Source organism: Methylomonas sp. 2F7 (assembly GCF_057126975.1).
In genome coordinates this window covers 2,212,769-2,227,931 of record NZ_CP195203.1, presented here as the reverse complement: position 1 = coordinate 2,227,931, position 15,163 = coordinate 2,212,769, and the positions used below count along the sequence as shown (strand labels likewise).

Below are 15,163 nucleotides of genomic sequence, written 5' to 3'. Positions count from 1 at the left end.
CGCCTCCTCCAATAAAATCAACTCATCGCGTCGACAATGGCCTGACCCATTTCCTTGGTGCCGTATTTGCTATCCGGGTTCAAATCGGGGGTTACATAGACACCACCGTTCACAACTTTTTCAATGGCGTTTTGCATGCGGGTAGCGGCTTCGTGTTCGCCCAAATGATTCAGCATCATCACGCCTCCCATCATCACTGCGGTGGGGTTGGCGATATTTTTGCCGGCGATGTCCGGCGCACTGCCGTGTACCGCTTCGAACAAAGCGGCGTCCACACCTATATTCGCGCCGGGAATCAAGCCCAAACCGCCTACCAAACCGGCGGTCAAATCGGACAAAATATCGCCAAACATATTGGTGGTTACGACTACGTCGAATTGTTCCGGCTTCATCACCATGTGCATACAAGCCGCATCAACGATTTTTTCGTCGAATTCGATATCAGGATATTTTGCCGCTATTTCCCGCGCCGCTCTCAGGAACAAGCCTTGAGTGTATTTCAAGATATTGGCCTTATGACAGACCGTTACTTTCTTACGGTTATTATCGATTGCGTACTTGAAGGCGTACTCGACGATACGTTCCGAACCGGCCTTGGTGACCACGGCCAAGCTCTCGGCAATATCCTTGGCCGGAGTCAAATAATGTTCCAAACCAACGTATAAGCCTTCGGTGTTTTCCCGAACAATGACAATATCTACATCGTCGTAACGGGTTTTTACACCCTTCCAGCTTTTCGCCGGACGCACGTTGGCATAGAGATCGTATTGTTTGCGCAGTTCGACGTTGATGCTTCTAAAACCCTCGCCCACCATCGTGGTTAACGGGCCTTTAAAAGCCACCCTGGTTTGCGCAATGGATTCCATCGTAGCATCCGGCAGCGGCGTACCGGTCCTTTCATATGCCGACATACCGGCGTCCGCCTCATGCCAATGAATTTTCGCACCCGAAGCGTTGATCACCGCCACTGCGGCATCCATGATCGAAGGGCCAATCCCATCACCTTTAATCAACGTGACGTTATGCATTCATTTCTCCTAACTTGATAATTAAAAATAACAACTCACTGGGCACGCTTGGCTGTATCGCGATTAGCATCAATTCGCCCTCACAATAAAGCGCCTACATAATGAGTAATAATACACAGTTTCGCCGCCCGCCGCATGGGCAAGCCGCAAGCGGATACGCCTTAATTTCTGGCATCCTTTGGCGACATCGCCAAGCTCACTAGATAAATCCAGCAAAATTCATACCCAAGTACGGCAAGCCGATAATCGGCGTCCGGCATACAAAAAAGCGTTATCATCAAACCAGCACTATTTCCAGATCCAAGTCCCGATTAAAACTAACCATGATCACCGTCGATAAGCTGATTTTCGAATACCCCGGCCTACGCGCATTGGACGATGTGTCGTTCAACATCGCCGCCGGCAGCATTACCGCGCTGGTCGGCCCTAACGGCGCCGGCAAAACCACGCTATTGCGTTGCATGGCAGCCTTGGATCAACCGGTCAGCGGTTCGATCAATATCGCCGGCATCGACGTGTTGGAACAACCGCGCGATTGCCATCGGATCATCGGCTATCTGTCTGATTTTTTCGGACTTTATCAACGCTTGACTGTGCGGCAATGCCTGCATTACGTGGCCCGCGCCCAGGGCATTTTCGAAGCCGATTGCGCCGCCGCTATCGACGATGTCAGTCGGCGTTTACATATCCAAGATAGATTGGAAAATAGCCCAGCCGAATTATCGCGAGGCTTGCGGCAAAGGGTAGCCATAGCGCAAGCCATCATCCACAAACCGCCGGTGGTGTTACTCGACGAACCGGCCTCCGGCCTGGACCCGGAAGCCCGCCACGAACTAGCCGAGCTGTTTCTGGACTTGCAAGCGCAAGGCATGACACTGCTGGTGTCCTCGCATATCCTCGCCGAACTGGAAGCCTACTGCACCGACATGCTGGTGCTACGCCAGGGCCGGATAGTCGAGCAAGTGGCGGTAAAGGCACCGTCCTTGCTCAAACCATTTAAATTAGTTCTGGCTAATCCTTTAGAAAACCTGCTTCCGCTCCTGCAATCCCTGCCAGGTATTAAGGTGCTAAATAGTGACGATAAACAACAAGCCATATTGCAGCTAGACGGTGGCGCATCGCAACAACACCAAGTACTGAAAGCCCTCATCGCGCTGGATTTACCGGTCTGCGAGTTCGCTCCTGCTGCCAGCAATCTGCAAGACGCTTACCTACAAACCATCCGCCACAACTCATGAATCTAAATCCCGAATTTGAACGCCAACTAATTTTGGAATGCTCGCAAGCCCGGCTGGTCGGCGCGCCTGTGGTGTTAGGGGCGGTGTTTACCTTAACCTATTTCCTGGATGACTATCGGCTAGGCAACATAACCGCGCAAGCCGCACTGACGTTGTTTATGCTAATTACCCTGCTATGGGGCACCCGGCAGAGCCTGGACAGCATCGTGGAAGAATATCGCGACCGTACCTGGGACACGCAGCGCCTGTCGGCGCTAGGGCCGTGGCAAATGACCTGGGGCAAACTGCTGGGCAGCACCAGCATGGCCTGGTACTGCGCCGGCATCTGTTTGCTTGTCCATGCGCTAGCCACCGACAATCCGCCCGCCCTACCCCTTCTGTTTTTTTATGCGATTGGCACCGCTTTATTGGTGCAAAGCGCCGGTCTATTGCTGGGTTTACTGGCAGTGCAACGCGGTCAACTTAAAACCGGTTCGATCCTCATTTTGGTCTTGGTGGGTTTCATCGTTTTCATGCCGTCACTGTCCGATTTAACCGATACGGCAAATTATTTGTCCGGTAATTTTCAAAGTAATTCCTGGTATAGCCTGACGGTTAACTCGCAGACTTTGCACCAAATAAGCCTATTTTTCGCCTTATTCTGGTGCGTAATGGGCAGCTATCGCTTGCTGGCACAAGACTTGGGATTGCGCAATTTGCCCTGGGCATGGTTCGGTTTTACGCTGTTTTTGATTATCTATTTGGGCGGCTTTATTCCCAGCTCCAGCTACTCGTTTTCCCTGGCTGCTTTTGCGGTTTGCAGCGTATTGACTTACGTGGGTGTGATCGTCGAACGGCACGAACCAATGCGTATCAAGCGTCTGCTGGACTATTACCGACAAGCCAACTGGCGCCGAGTGGGCGAGGAACTGCCCTTGAGCGCATTGAGTTTTGCGCTAAGCCTGCCGTTTGCGATATTTCTAAGCTTCCAAGAGCAACGATTCGCCTGGCTGGACATCTCCCTGCATGCCTATCCACTGGCTATCGCACTTTTAGTACTACGCGATTGCACCATTTACCTGTTTTTTTGCTACGGCAAAAATCCGCAACGCGCGTTTAGCCTGAGTTTACTGTCCGCAGCGCTGCTGTACGGCATCCTCCCCGGCCTGTTTGCCGCCATCGGCATGACCGGCGTTTCAGCCTTATTCTTTCCGCTGTGGGCAGAGTCTGCATTTTCTGCGTTAGCCTGTGCTGCGCTGCAATGCGCACTGATTTTACGCCTGCTCTATCAACGCTGGCGAAAAAGCGTTTAACCCCAGCAGAACGTGTCTGTGCGTTAGCACACATAACTTGCTTAAGCGCGCCAGAATAGAGAGAATAAAGCCAAGCTACAAAAACAACAATAACTTGGCTATCGGAAAAACTGATGCGCCCTTTGCGCCGCACCGAGTACGATGGTTGCGACCGGGACCCGCGGCATGCGCAAACCAAATCCATTCATCGAGCATCTTTCCAGCCAGGCTTTTTTTCGGGCACCCGCCCGTCGCCCGCTCGAGCGTTTACTCGATACCAAGCTGTCGCTCAGCCCCATCAAACTATTTGCCATCCCCCAGTTTGACGAAGACACCGAACGACAATTTTGGGAAGAACGTTATTTGGTGTTGCTTAGCCCCTTGAAATGGGCGCTGGGCTTGGGAGCCGCCGCATTCCTGGCTTATATTCTGCTGGATCTACAGATTGGCAATACTTCAAATACCGAAGCGTTGTTACGGCTGCCCATCGTCCTAGTGCTGGTGGGTTTATTCAGATATCTACATGTCTGCGTCGAAGCGGTAGCCAAAATCAACACCATCGCCAAACTCAGCGCCGGACTGTCCGCAGCCAATTTAATCGCTGTCTTGTTATACGACGGCAACCCGCGTTATTACGCGGAAACCTGGCCGGCCCTGCTGCCCATGTATTTTTTCAGTTACGGGCAAATGTTCATGTCTCTGCGCGCAACGATAGGCTTTGGCTGGAGCACCGCACTAACCATGCCGCTAGCCGGTTATTGCCTTGGGCTGACCATGATTGACTTGATCCCGTCTATGCTGAACCTTTGCATCGTCAACATCTTTGGCGTGTGTACCCGATGCCAACTGGAAGCTTACGCCCGCAACTCGTTCCGCGAAAAACGCAAAGCCCAACTCAGCGCCGACGACAAAACCCGCTTCTTACAGCAAATGGGCCACAATCTGCGTCAACCCTTGCAAGCCTTGGCCTGCTATGCCGCAGTGTTAGACACAGCACAAACCAACCCGCTTAGTAACAGCGCAGCGTTTATGGTTAACCGCATGGGGCTGGTGATAGACGAATTGAATGCCGCCTTTAACCACGTATTGGATATCGCCAACCTGGAAACTGGTCGGCAAATTCCGCAACCGACCAGTATCGATCTTAATGCGTTGCTAACCGGCTTGGAAAATCAGTATGCGCCGCAAGCCGCCAAGCGCGGTATCCGGCTTAAAGTAGTGTTGCGCCGCCAAGAGCCTTACAACCTATGCAGCGACAGCAACATCCTGCGGCAAATTCTCGGCAATTTGCTGGATAACGCCATCAAATATACCGAGAGTGGCTGGATATTGGTCTCTGCTGTAAAAACCGGTAAGCACCGTTTGACGCTACATATCTGTGACAGCGGCCCTGGGATTGCGGAAGAGATGCGGGAAGAAGTATTCAAGGAATTTGTCCGCAACCAGCGCCGCCAGAACGACACCCAAGTACCAGGCCTAGGCATCGGTTTAGCCTACGTGGCCGCTGCCGTAAAATGTTTACCCGACCACAGCCTGAGCTTGGTATGTGGTTCGCGTTTTGGATGCGACTTTAAACTCCAGCTGCCAATCGCCGAGCCGATGCTGGCGATACACAACGGATTAGATAAAGACGGCGACTTCTCCGGCTACTTTGTGATGGTGGTTGACGACGATGCCGAGGTATTACAAGCCATCGCCAAGCAACTAAGGGCCTGGGGCTGCCTGGTGCAAGAAGCGTCTTCGCTGGCGGAAACCGCCGAATTGCTAGCCGAAAACGATAGAGACCCCGACTTATTGATCACCGACTTTTACCTGGGCAACCGCGAAACCGCCCACGACATTATCGCCACAGTCCACGCCGCCTGCGGGCCGGTGCCGACCATGATCCTGTCCGCCCGCGCCATCTCAGACCAAGAGAAAGTTACGTTACCGGAACACACCGCCATTCTGCGTAAACCTGCCGGCGCCAAAGCACTGAGGGAAACCATGGTTAAAACCATGCAGATAACCAAATCCGTGTGAAGGACAGTCGACAAAGAAAATCCGTTTATTAACCAATGGCATAAAGTTAAGCTTTGGCGCTATTAACTCCCCTCTTAGAAAAAGAGGGGCCAGGGGAGACTTTATAAAAATCCCCTCAACTTCGAAGCCTTCAGTTGCCCACCCCCGGCTTCCCAAACACAATCCCCCGCTCAAACACCTTCACCAACAACTCAGTACGCTTAGCCACACCAAACTTTTGATAAATCGGCCGCAGGTGATTGCGCACCGTTTGCTCTTCTATACCCAACTGCCGGGCAATCTGCTTATTGCCTATCCCTTGCACCAACCAAGTCAGCACCTCAAACTCACGCTGTGTCAGACCTAAACTGGCCGAGTCGGTCACCTCGGGTATTTCTGTAACGCTACCGACATCCAAACTAGTCGCACGTTGTTGCCCTACTGCCGATGCCGGTAAATACACTTTACCGGCCAATACATCTCGCAACGCATCGACAAAGACCTGCCGAGACACTGTCTTAACGATAAACCCCATCGCTCCCAAACGTAGCGCCTGAAATACCAGCTCCCTATCGTCCAGCCCGGAAAACATTACCACGCACAAATCCGGAAAGGCTTCTTTCATTTCCACCAATCCTGATAACCCATCTTTGCCGGGAAGTTGAACGTCCAGCATAACCAGATTCAAGAGTGTTTGCTTGGCCAAGGCCAAGCCCTCGTCAAAGCTCTCCGCTTCGAACACTTGTAACTCAGGGATAATTTGTTTCAAAAGACACGCCACACCCTCGCGGGCGCAGAAGTGGTCGTCAATTAACAAAATATTCACAATCACAAATCTCCCAGTAAACGCCTTTATTTGATTCTACTCGCGGTAAGTTTTGAAATAAATCCAGTACGTTTGTACTGGTACGGAAAACAACTGGCTATTTCAAAGCAATATGATCAAACTTTCATCAGGATAAATCTTGATTTTCAATTTATTGAAAAGTGGACTTTACACTATGCATTATTTCAAGCAGTTCATTATTTTATTCGCTTCATTAATTGTTTCTGGCTGTTCTTTGCTAAATGGTTCACCTGAATCCCCAATAGATATCGATAAGATCAGTGCCGAGATCACGCCGAAATTAGAAAAGTTCGACTCCAACCAAATTACTGATCCTTCAACCCGCAATATAGCAATCAGCCAAGCCCTGACATTAATTGATTTGCGTTATGCCGAGTTCGTTAATAACGCCGGATTACAACAACGTACAAAAGACATGGTCTTCGACTTTGCGGAGCTATCGCTAAACCTAGCCGGAACTGCCGTTGGTACTGCAGGTACCAAAACACTATTGGCTGCTCTATCCACCGGTATATCCGGTACCAATATCGCCTTCGACAAAAACTTTATTTACGAATCCACAGTACCCGCATTAATTATGCAGATGAATGCCGATCGTGCTGAACTCTATAGGATGATCGCAACCGGCATGCAATCAACTTCGACATCAGGCCAAAACGGATACTCATGGGCACAAGCGGTGCATGATCTAATTGACTATTACAACGCCGGTACTCTTCAACACGCGATTAACTCAATCAAGAAAAATGCTGGTAGCAAGCAAGTTGCCGAGGAAAAACTGACTAAGGACTTATTAATGCCGCAACTTGCTACCGAAGACGACGTGAAAATGCGAGCTTCCATCACCAGTAGCTTAAAAAACATTACGGAACAAAATCTAGCCAAGGTAAAAACCAGCTTCGGCCCCCTGAGTAAAGGGTTAGTTCATCTAAACGGATGCAAGATTCTTGGAGAAAATACGGAAGCAACTATTTCAGTTGCAGACGCCAAAAATCTGCTAATCGAATGTATTCGGGATGTCAGCGAAGAAAAAAACAAAGGTGTAACATTTAAAGACGATCTGACCGAAATCAAACAGCAATTTATTACGGTTGGTCTGATTCCAACCAGTTAGGTCATTCTACTTATACACCAAAAAGGGAGCCTCTAAAAATAAAGCAAACTCCTTCTCTCACGGGGAGAAGGTTGGGATCGGGGAATTTAAATCAATTGTTCACATCCCTCACCCTAGATCCGGAGGGAAAGAGAGTTTTTAGAGGTTCCCAAAAATCAATGGAGATTTTTCACTATGAGAATGCGCGGTTATGAAGGCCATTTGAGCCTTGATCAATTACAAACGCAAATACGCTTCGAAGAGGCTGGTTCGTTGGAATTATTCGATTGCGTGACGGCTTCTGACAAAAACAACAAACCTCTTAATGTGTGTAAATTTAACGAACTTCCTCCAGGCGACATACCAAAAGATATTTTCTTGGTTGTTACAAATTCACCCAAACCGGCTGGCGCAACCAACAAAGTTTTAACTGACACAGTCATAGTAAACAATCAATTTACGACCGTAGATTTTTATCGGTGAAAAATCAACTATTAATTAATTTAATAGGCATTAAATCCGAATGTATTTTGGAGGGAAAATGGCAGGAATCAACTTCACGCCCGCATTACGAATCGAATATGACCGATTATTCAATACCTGCATCATAAACGCAGGTAAACTAACAGAGGTTGGAAAATTATGTGATCAACTAATTGCCAATCGCGCTCGTTACCAAAATATCGGCAATAACTTGGGAATACCGTGGTTTTTCATTGCCGTGATTCATAACATGGAATCCAGTCAAAAATTCTCGAAACACTTGCATAATGGTGACCCACTCACTGCTCGTACCGTTCAAGTCCCTGCTGGCCGCCCACGCACAGGCAATCCGCCTTTTACCTGGGAAGAAAGCGCTTCCGATGCACTAGTGATGCATAATCTTAATGGGAATAACGATTGGTCTACCGCCGGAGTGCTCTATCAGCTGGAAGCCTACAACGGTTGGGGTTATCGAAAGCACCACCCTGAAGTTTTAAGTCCTTACCTTTGGTCTTTTTCGAATCATTACAGCAGTGGAAAGTACATTGCCGACGGCACATGGTCAGACACGGCGATTTCCAGGCAATGCGGAGCAGCGGTTTTGTTGCGACGAATGGCAGAGCTTGGTGAAATTGACTTTACCGATCAGCCACGACCTGTTGAATCGCCCACCCCATTGGTAGTCAGTTATTCCGAAACCAAGTCCGAAGACCTGAGCACGATTAAACAGGCTGAGGATTTGCAACGCTGGCTTAATACCTTTTCCGGTGTGTTCGTATTGATTGATGGCGTACCGGGAAAGAAAACTTCGGACGCTTTCAAACAGGTTACAGGTTCGTTTTTACCGGATGACCCTAGAAACTAGATTGGTCTGAATTACCGGTAAATATATAAATCGGAAAAATGGTCAGATTCCCCGAGGCAAAGCTGATTGTTAATTGCCTAGGCTTTTATGATACTGAGCAAATCCCTCCTTAATTGCAAATATGGACGCTGAAACTCTTGAAGAAAAAGAACTTATTTCTCTAGAGCGAACAAAGCTCGAAAGAGAACGGCTTGAGTTCGAGCAAAAGAAACTACAACGCATGACAATCGGAGTCTCGACGGTTGCAGTCCTCGTATCGCTTCTTCAGGTCGGCATCGCCTATTTACAAAGTCGCCTCTCAACTGCGCAGACAGTTGAGAAATTCATTCCGTACCTTCAAAAACAGGAAACTCGTGATGCAGCTTTACTAACTATGTCAGGATTCGTCGATCAGCAATTTGTCACGCAGTTAGCCGAAAAGTCGAGAGCAACCACTGTTCTCGAAACATTTCAGGTAAAAGGAAGTGAGCGGGAAAAATCACAAGCAACCGCAGCGCTTTCCGAGTTGGATAGAAAGCGTAGAGTTTTAATTGACAAGATCTTTGACTCCAGTAAACCCGCGCGAATCGAAGCGACGACCGAACTAATTCGCCAGTGGAGTACGGATCCCAACATCATCCCACAGCTTATTGAAGTGGCATCAGCAAAACTCGCGAATCAGAGTGGTATTGTCAACACATTGGTGATTTTACGAGAAACTCCCCCTGATATCCTTAGAGCAAACGCCGAGGATCTTGCATCGTTTTTGAGTAAAGCAAAGCTGAATGGTCATCAAACAGCTGGACTTGTAACAGATGTGGAAAATCGCGCAACGGCTTCGCGTTAACACGAGGAATGATATTGCGAGGTTTTTCAAATATTGACACTGGAGCAACTCATAGGAGACAAAAAATGAATGAAAACGTAGCTAAATTGATTGCAATTGCAGAAAATGAGGTCGGCACCCGCGAAGGCGCCACAAACAATACCGGCGCACGCATAGTCGAGTATCAGGGGGCAACTTGGTTGGCACCAGGTGCATGGCCTTGGTGCGCCGCGTTTACAGCCTGGATAATGCGGGAATGGCTCGAAGATGAGAGAGTTCGAGAAGCATTAAATTTGCCATCGTTTTCCCTAGCGGATAAATGGCGCTGTAAAGATGCGAGTGCGTTTGGTTGGGAAAAATGGGCAAAACAAAAAAATTTGCTAGTACTGCCGGAAACAGAAAAAGCCAAGGCCGGCGATTTCGTTATATTCGATTTCTCACATATTGCTTTAGTTGTAAAAGATCAAACTACAGTAAAAGAAAAACTCATAACAATTGAGGGTAATACTAACGGCAAGGGTGATCGAGATAGTGAAACTGGCGATGGCGTGTGGCGAAAAGAACGCCAACCAAGCTTAACCAAAAGCTACGTCCGGATAATACCTGTGTGATCGACTAGTTGTTCACTCTATCAGCTGTGCGCCCTAGCCTCCTGAAATAGACTTCTGAGCATCGGCAACACCTAAGACGAGTCAAATAAGAGGAACCAACATGACCATCACCCTAGGCCCCATTATCGGCCAGACCACCGACACTTCGGTAAAAATCTGGATACGCGGCGCGAAAGGCCCGAATCATGCCAGTCGCGAGTTTTGTTACGGCGCTTTCGATTTATACGATGGCGCGAGGCTGGTAGCTTCGAAATATTGCTTTTTAAAGGATTATTACGATTTCACCGGGGTGGTGTATTTCGATGGTCTAAAAGCCAATACCGCTTATCGGCTGGAATGCGGGCTGGTTTATAAGCGTGACGCACAAGCGCCGGCTACTGATGTTTTGGTGCAGGGACCAGTCGTGAATAGCACCGAAAAAGTCGGCACCACGTTTAAAACTCACCGGCCCAGCAACGATACCACGCTAAATTTTGTGTTCGGTTCCTGTCGCTATTTGTACTGGGACAATTTTGTTTTGAATGACGCGGAAAAAGGCGACAAGACTTTTCGTTCTATTTTCACTCAGCATCAGCAAAATCCGCTGGATTTCTTTTTAGCGGTTGGTGATCAGGTGTATGCCGATCCGTTGAACAAATTGCATGAGTATTCCAACTTCGACGAGTTATGCGAGATTTATCGCAAGTCGTTTAAATTGCCGAATATCCGCGAATTGATGAGTTGCGTGCCCACTTACATGATTCTGGACGATCATGAAATTCGTAACGACTGGTCAAAAAACCAGATGCGCGATGAAAATAGCGGCTTTTTCGCGACGCGGATGCGGGCTTATGCGTCTTACCAGCACCTCCATAATCCTGATACTCCCAACGGCCAGTTTTGGTATACCTTCGACAAAGGACCGTTTCCGTTTTTCGTGATGGATACGCGCACATTGCGGATTAGCGAAGCGACCAGCATCGAGGGTAAAACCATGCTCGGCCGCGAGCAGTTGAATGCGTTTTTGGATTGGCTGCACCAAAACCGCAATGCGCCCGTTAAATTCGTGGTGTCCAGCGTGCCCTTCTTCCCGGACCCTAAGCCTATGAAAGGCAGCGAGGACAAATGGGCCGGCTTTAACGACGAGCGCAGCATGATCCTGGAATTCATTCGCGTGGAAGGGATTAGCGACGTGGTGTTTTTGTCCGGCGACGTGCACAACTCCAGTTTTGCACGGATGCGTTGCTACCAGGACCCACAGTTTTTGTTGACCTCGTTGGTGTCATCGCCATTTTATTGGCCCTACCCTCACGAAAGCCAAAGCGACTTTTACGGTGGCAAGACCCTGGAATTCATGCAGTGGTCTGACGGCACCCGCCGGCTACGCGACCGCGTTGAATACCGCTACGAAGGCGAAGGCTTTATCGGCGATGAGAGCTTTACCCGAGTGTCGGTGGATATTGGTAAGGGCAAGCCTTGGTGTAGCGCGGAGATTTTTGATAGGAAGGGTCAGCTGTTTCGTCAATATTCCCAACCGTTTTTATTTTAGGGCTTGCCTAAACGCTTCCACTCTCAGAGCAAAATGCTTGCTTTGTTGGAAACGATTCCTTTTCCCTCATTTAATTCTCCTCACCCCAACCCTCTCCAGCAGGAGAGGGGGATTTCTTTGTTATGGTTGGAGCATTTCTGGATTCCCGAATTCACGGGGATGACGGTATGTGCCAAGTGCGGCGATTTATTTCCCACCGCCAATTAGCGCCACCATCTCCTCCCGCTGAATCACCTCTTTCTCTTGCAGCAAGTCCGCCAACTTATCCAAATAACCGCGTTTCTCGCTCAATATCTTTTGCGCGCGGCGTTCGGCGTCTTCGATTAAACCCTTAATTTCCGCGTCGACCACACGAGCGGTTTCTTCGCTGTAATTGCGTTGTTCGGACATATCGCCGGGCAGGAATTGCAATTGCTGGCGTTGGCCGTAGATTTGTGGCCCCAGCTTTTTACTCATGCCCAGGTAGCAAACCATGTTACGGGCAATTTCGCTGGCCTTTTCCAGGTCGTTTTGGGCCCCGGTGGAGATACTTTGCAAAGCCAGCTGCTCGGCGACGCGGCCACCCAGCAGTATAGCCAACTGATCTTTCAGCTCGTTTTCGGTGGAAAGATATTTTTCCTCGACGGGTAGTTGCAAGGTAAAGCCCAGTGCTGAGACGCCGCGCGGAATGATGGAGATTTTATGCACCGGCTGACCGGTGGGGACATTTTCCGCGACCAAAGCATGGCCGGCCTCGTGATACGCCACCCGGCGCTTTTCGTCCGGGCCGAGGATACGGTTTTTCTTTTCCGGGCCGGCCATCACTCTATCTATGGCTGCTTCGAAATCGGCCATATTGACGGTGTCGCGACCGCCGCGTGCCGCCAGGATGGCCGCTTCGTTGGCAATGTTCGAAAGATCGGCACCGACGAAACCGGGCGTACGTTTGGCAACAGTATTTAAATCGATATCTTTGTCCAGTTGCATGGCTTTGCTATGCAGTTTCAGAATAGCCACACGATCTACCAGGTCGGGTTTATCGACCACAATTTGCCTATCGAAACGGCCGGCGCGCATTAGGGCTTTATCCAGTATCTCCGGTCTATTGGTAGCCGCCATCACCACCACACCGGAAGTGGCGTCGAAGCCATCCATTTCGGTCAATAACTGGTTCAGGGTCTGTTCGCGTTCGTCGTTGCCGCCCAGCATTGCCGGACCGCCACGCGAGCGGCCAATCGCATCCAGTTCGTCGATAAAGATGATGCACGGGGCTTTTTGCCGAGCTTGTTCGAACAAATCCCGCACCCGCGCCGCGCCGATACCGACGAACATTTCGATAAACTCGGAGGCGCTGATGTTAAAAAACGGTACCCCGGCTTCGCCGGACACCGCACGGGCCAATAGCGTTTTACCGGTACCCGGCGAACCCACCAGCAACACACCTTTCGGCATGCGTCCGCCCAGCTTTTGCAGTTTTTCCGGGGATTTTAAAAATTCGATGGTTTCCTTCAACTCCTGTTTGGCACTCTCAGCGCCGGCTACATCGTCGAAAGTGGTTTTCGAGGTTTCCTGCTGAATACGGATTTTATTGCCCAAGTTCAAAAAGCCGCGCCCTGCCCCCCCGGTCATTTTCGGCAGCAACCACATCCACAGCCCGGCCAATATCGCGACGGGAATCACCCAGTTGAACAGCAAATTGCTCAACCAGTTGTCGCCGCTCCTGACCACGTATTCGACTTTATGCTCTTGCAGGTTTTTAACCAGCGACTCGTCCCAAAGCGGAATCGTGAAAAAATGCTTGCCGATCTTTTTATCTTCTTCTTTTAAAGTGCCATTGATGAATCGTTGGGTAACCACGGCGTTATCGACTTTATTATCGTTAACGAAGGTTAGAAACTGGCTGTATGGTATTTCCTGACCTTGAATGCGCTCGCCACCGGCGAACAACGAAAGTACAAATATGCCCAACAATACATACAACCATACCGGAGAGCGCTTGGGTTCTGCGCTGCCGGGTTGATCGGCGCCTGGTTTAGGTTTGGATAGGCTTTGCAACGTCGATTTGAGCCAAGCCCAAAACACGCATAGCCATTTAACAAAAGTCTGATAAAGCTCGGTTAGTTTTTGCTGGTCTATCATGACGCACTCCCCTCTTGTAGTTATCGAGGCCATTCCAGGGTCCCTAATCCGCCATTCAAGTCAAGGTGGAGATTCCGGTTTAGGCCTCTTTTGTTTGTTCACTGTACTCCAGTTTTACCGGTTTTTAGCGAGTAATCAAATGTAATGTACTGGAGACTTTTCACTAAATTTACGCAAATCCAGTTATTAACTACTTCTAGGCCACAGCTTCGCGTGAGCAACGATATTCAAGGCGCGGGTAAGTGGGATAAGAACAGACTCACTATTTCTTGCCGTTCGGAAAGTGAAAAATGCATCCAAACCTTTGGTATTTTCGTACATCTCTACACAACCGAATTTCGGCATAATCACCTCATCAATTGAGTTGCTGTTTCGTCGCGTTTGCTATTTAATGACCAACGGTCAAAGCAACCCGGGCGCACGGCGTCCCGCAACTCATTTTTCCCAACTTAGAAGGAGGGACAAAATGTCAAACCCGCTTAGTAGGCTGATCGGCAAACTATTCACAGACCCGGTCGAACAAGTCGGCATCGCTCTGCCGTCCGCTACTTTGGTAGCAGTGTTTTTTAATTATCGAGAGCAGATTCACCCTGTCTTGCAGCATTTGCCCAACCCTTTCGCCGCCAGCACAACGGGCGCGCTGATTTTTCTGCTACTGACGCTGGCAGTCTCCCTCATCGTCAAACGCCTGTCGCACGACTTACTCAATACCACTTACGATTATTTGTATCGAGACCGCAAGCGCTTGAAGTCGGATAGTTGGTACCGGCGAGCACAAAATCTGGCTTTATCCACCAACGACCCCTTGCTGAGTAAATATCATGAAGCCTTGGATAGACTCAGGGATAACGATAATCCGGTGGTCGCCAAGGTGGAGGCCCTGCAAATTCAATCCAAATTGGCGCGCAGCCTGACCTTGATATTGGCGATCTTTACTTTGGTATTGTTTATCGAAAAGTTGATGTTACTCGGGTTGGTGTGCGGCGGTGTTTCAGGATTAATGCTGTCTAGTTTTTGCAAGGAACGTTGGGCCGCATCTGAATTGGTTTATCAAGCGCTTTACGAAACCTATTACCGCCAGGAGCGCCGCCACCCGATATGGACTTCACCGATTATTCGCATCAACAAACCGGTACAGCCGTCATGCGAGACCGAGTCTGTAGGATAAGAAAATCGAAATTGGCAAAAAAAAACCGGTCCAGAGTCGCAGACATCGATTACTAGACCGCCAGATAGAGCGGGTATATCATCCGCCCGGCAAGCCTAAATAGAGAC

At 49.4% G+C, this 15,163-nt stretch carries 13 protein-coding genes; 10 read left to right on the top strand and 3 right to left on the bottom strand.

Annotated features, from left to right (window positions below):
- Positions 1-17: 17 nt before the first annotated feature.
- Positions 18-1,028: an isocitrate/isopropylmalate dehydrogenase family protein gene (locus ACR64Q_RS10075; RefSeq protein WP_313734542.1), complete on the bottom strand. Its 1,011-nt coding sequence runs from the start codon at positions 1,026-1,028 to the stop codon at positions 18-20.
- A gap of 323 nt (positions 1,029-1,351) precedes the next feature.
- On the opposite strand from ACR64Q_RS10075, the gene ACR64Q_RS10070 reads away from it, so the two are divergent.
- The 3 genes from ACR64Q_RS10070 (at position 1,352) to ACR64Q_RS10060 (ending at position 5,559) form a co-directional block, all read left to right on the top strand.
- Positions 1,352-2,266, top strand: a complete 915-nt coding sequence (locus ACR64Q_RS10070) for an ABC transporter ATP-binding protein (protein ID WP_313734541.1) — start codon at positions 1,352-1,354, stop codon at positions 2,264-2,266.
- The gene (locus tag ACR64Q_RS10065; protein ID WP_313734539.1) at positions 2,263-3,558 is read left to right on the top strand and encodes an ABC transporter permease; all 1,296 of its coding nucleotides are present in this window, start codon (positions 2,263-2,265) and stop codon (positions 3,556-3,558) included. The genes ACR64Q_RS10070 and ACR64Q_RS10065 overlap by 4 nt, the downstream gene beginning before the upstream one ends.
- 165 nt (positions 3,559-3,723) lie before the next feature.
- A complete protein-coding gene (locus ACR64Q_RS10060; RefSeq protein WP_313734537.1) occupies positions 3,724-5,559 on the top strand; it encodes a hybrid sensor histidine kinase/response regulator in 1,836 nt (611 codons plus the stop codon).
- A gap of 130 nt (positions 5,560-5,689) precedes the next feature.
- Here ACR64Q_RS10060 and ACR64Q_RS10055 read toward each other — a convergent pair whose 3' ends face one another.
- Positions 5,690-6,364, bottom strand: a complete 675-nt coding sequence (locus ACR64Q_RS10055; RefSeq protein WP_313734535.1) for a LuxR C-terminal-related transcriptional regulator — start codon at positions 6,362-6,364, stop codon at positions 5,690-5,692.
- 139 nt (positions 6,365-6,503) lie between these two features.
- Here ACR64Q_RS10055 and ACR64Q_RS10050 point away from each other — a divergent pair, with 139 nt between their 5' ends.
- From ACR64Q_RS10050 to ACR64Q_RS10025, 6 genes are all read left to right on the top strand, one after another.
- On the top strand, positions 6,504-7,499 hold the full coding sequence (locus ACR64Q_RS10050) for a hypothetical protein (protein WP_313734534.1): 996 nt from the start codon (positions 6,504-6,506) through the stop codon (positions 7,497-7,499).
- Positions 7,500-7,673: 174 nt separating this feature from the next.
- The gene (locus tag ACR64Q_RS10045) at positions 7,674-7,961 is read left to right on the top strand and encodes a hypothetical protein (protein WP_483823319.1); all 288 of its coding nucleotides are present in this window, start codon (positions 7,674-7,676) and stop codon (positions 7,959-7,961) included.
- A 58-nt stretch (positions 7,962-8,019) separates the two neighbouring features.
- On the top strand, positions 8,020-8,826 hold the full coding sequence (locus tag ACR64Q_RS10040; protein WP_033193948.1) for a hypothetical protein: 807 nt from the start codon (positions 8,020-8,022) through the stop codon (positions 8,824-8,826).
- A gap of 121 nt (positions 8,827-8,947) precedes the next feature.
- Positions 8,948-9,652, top strand: a complete 705-nt coding sequence (locus ACR64Q_RS10035; protein ID WP_026600710.1) for a hypothetical protein — start codon at positions 8,948-8,950, stop codon at positions 9,650-9,652.
- Between the two features lie 65 nt (positions 9,653-9,717).
- The gene (locus tag ACR64Q_RS10030) at positions 9,718-10,242 is read left to right on the top strand and encodes a CHAP domain-containing protein (protein WP_020481147.1); all 525 of its coding nucleotides are present in this window, start codon (positions 9,718-9,720) and stop codon (positions 10,240-10,242) included.
- A gap of 100 nt (positions 10,243-10,342) precedes the next feature.
- Entirely contained in the window at positions 10,343-11,770 is a 1,428-nt protein-coding gene (locus ACR64Q_RS10025) for an alkaline phosphatase D family protein (RefSeq protein WP_313734530.1), read from the top strand.
- A gap of 186 nt (positions 11,771-11,956) precedes the next feature.
- Here ACR64Q_RS10025 and ftsH read toward each other — a convergent pair whose 3' ends face one another.
- Positions 11,957-13,888 carry an ATP-dependent zinc metalloprotease FtsH gene (gene ftsH / locus ACR64Q_RS10020; RefSeq protein WP_313734529.1) on the bottom strand — a complete coding sequence of 644 codons (1,932 nt, stop codon included), beginning with the start codon at positions 13,886-13,888 and terminating at the stop codon, positions 11,957-11,959.
- A 466-nt stretch (positions 13,889-14,354) separates the two neighbouring features.
- Between ftsH and ACR64Q_RS10015 the strand changes: the two genes are divergently transcribed.
- A complete protein-coding gene (locus ACR64Q_RS10015; protein ID WP_313734528.1) occupies positions 14,355-15,056 on the top strand; it encodes a hypothetical protein in 702 nt (233 codons plus the stop codon).
- Positions 15,057-15,163: the final 107 nt, after the last annotated feature.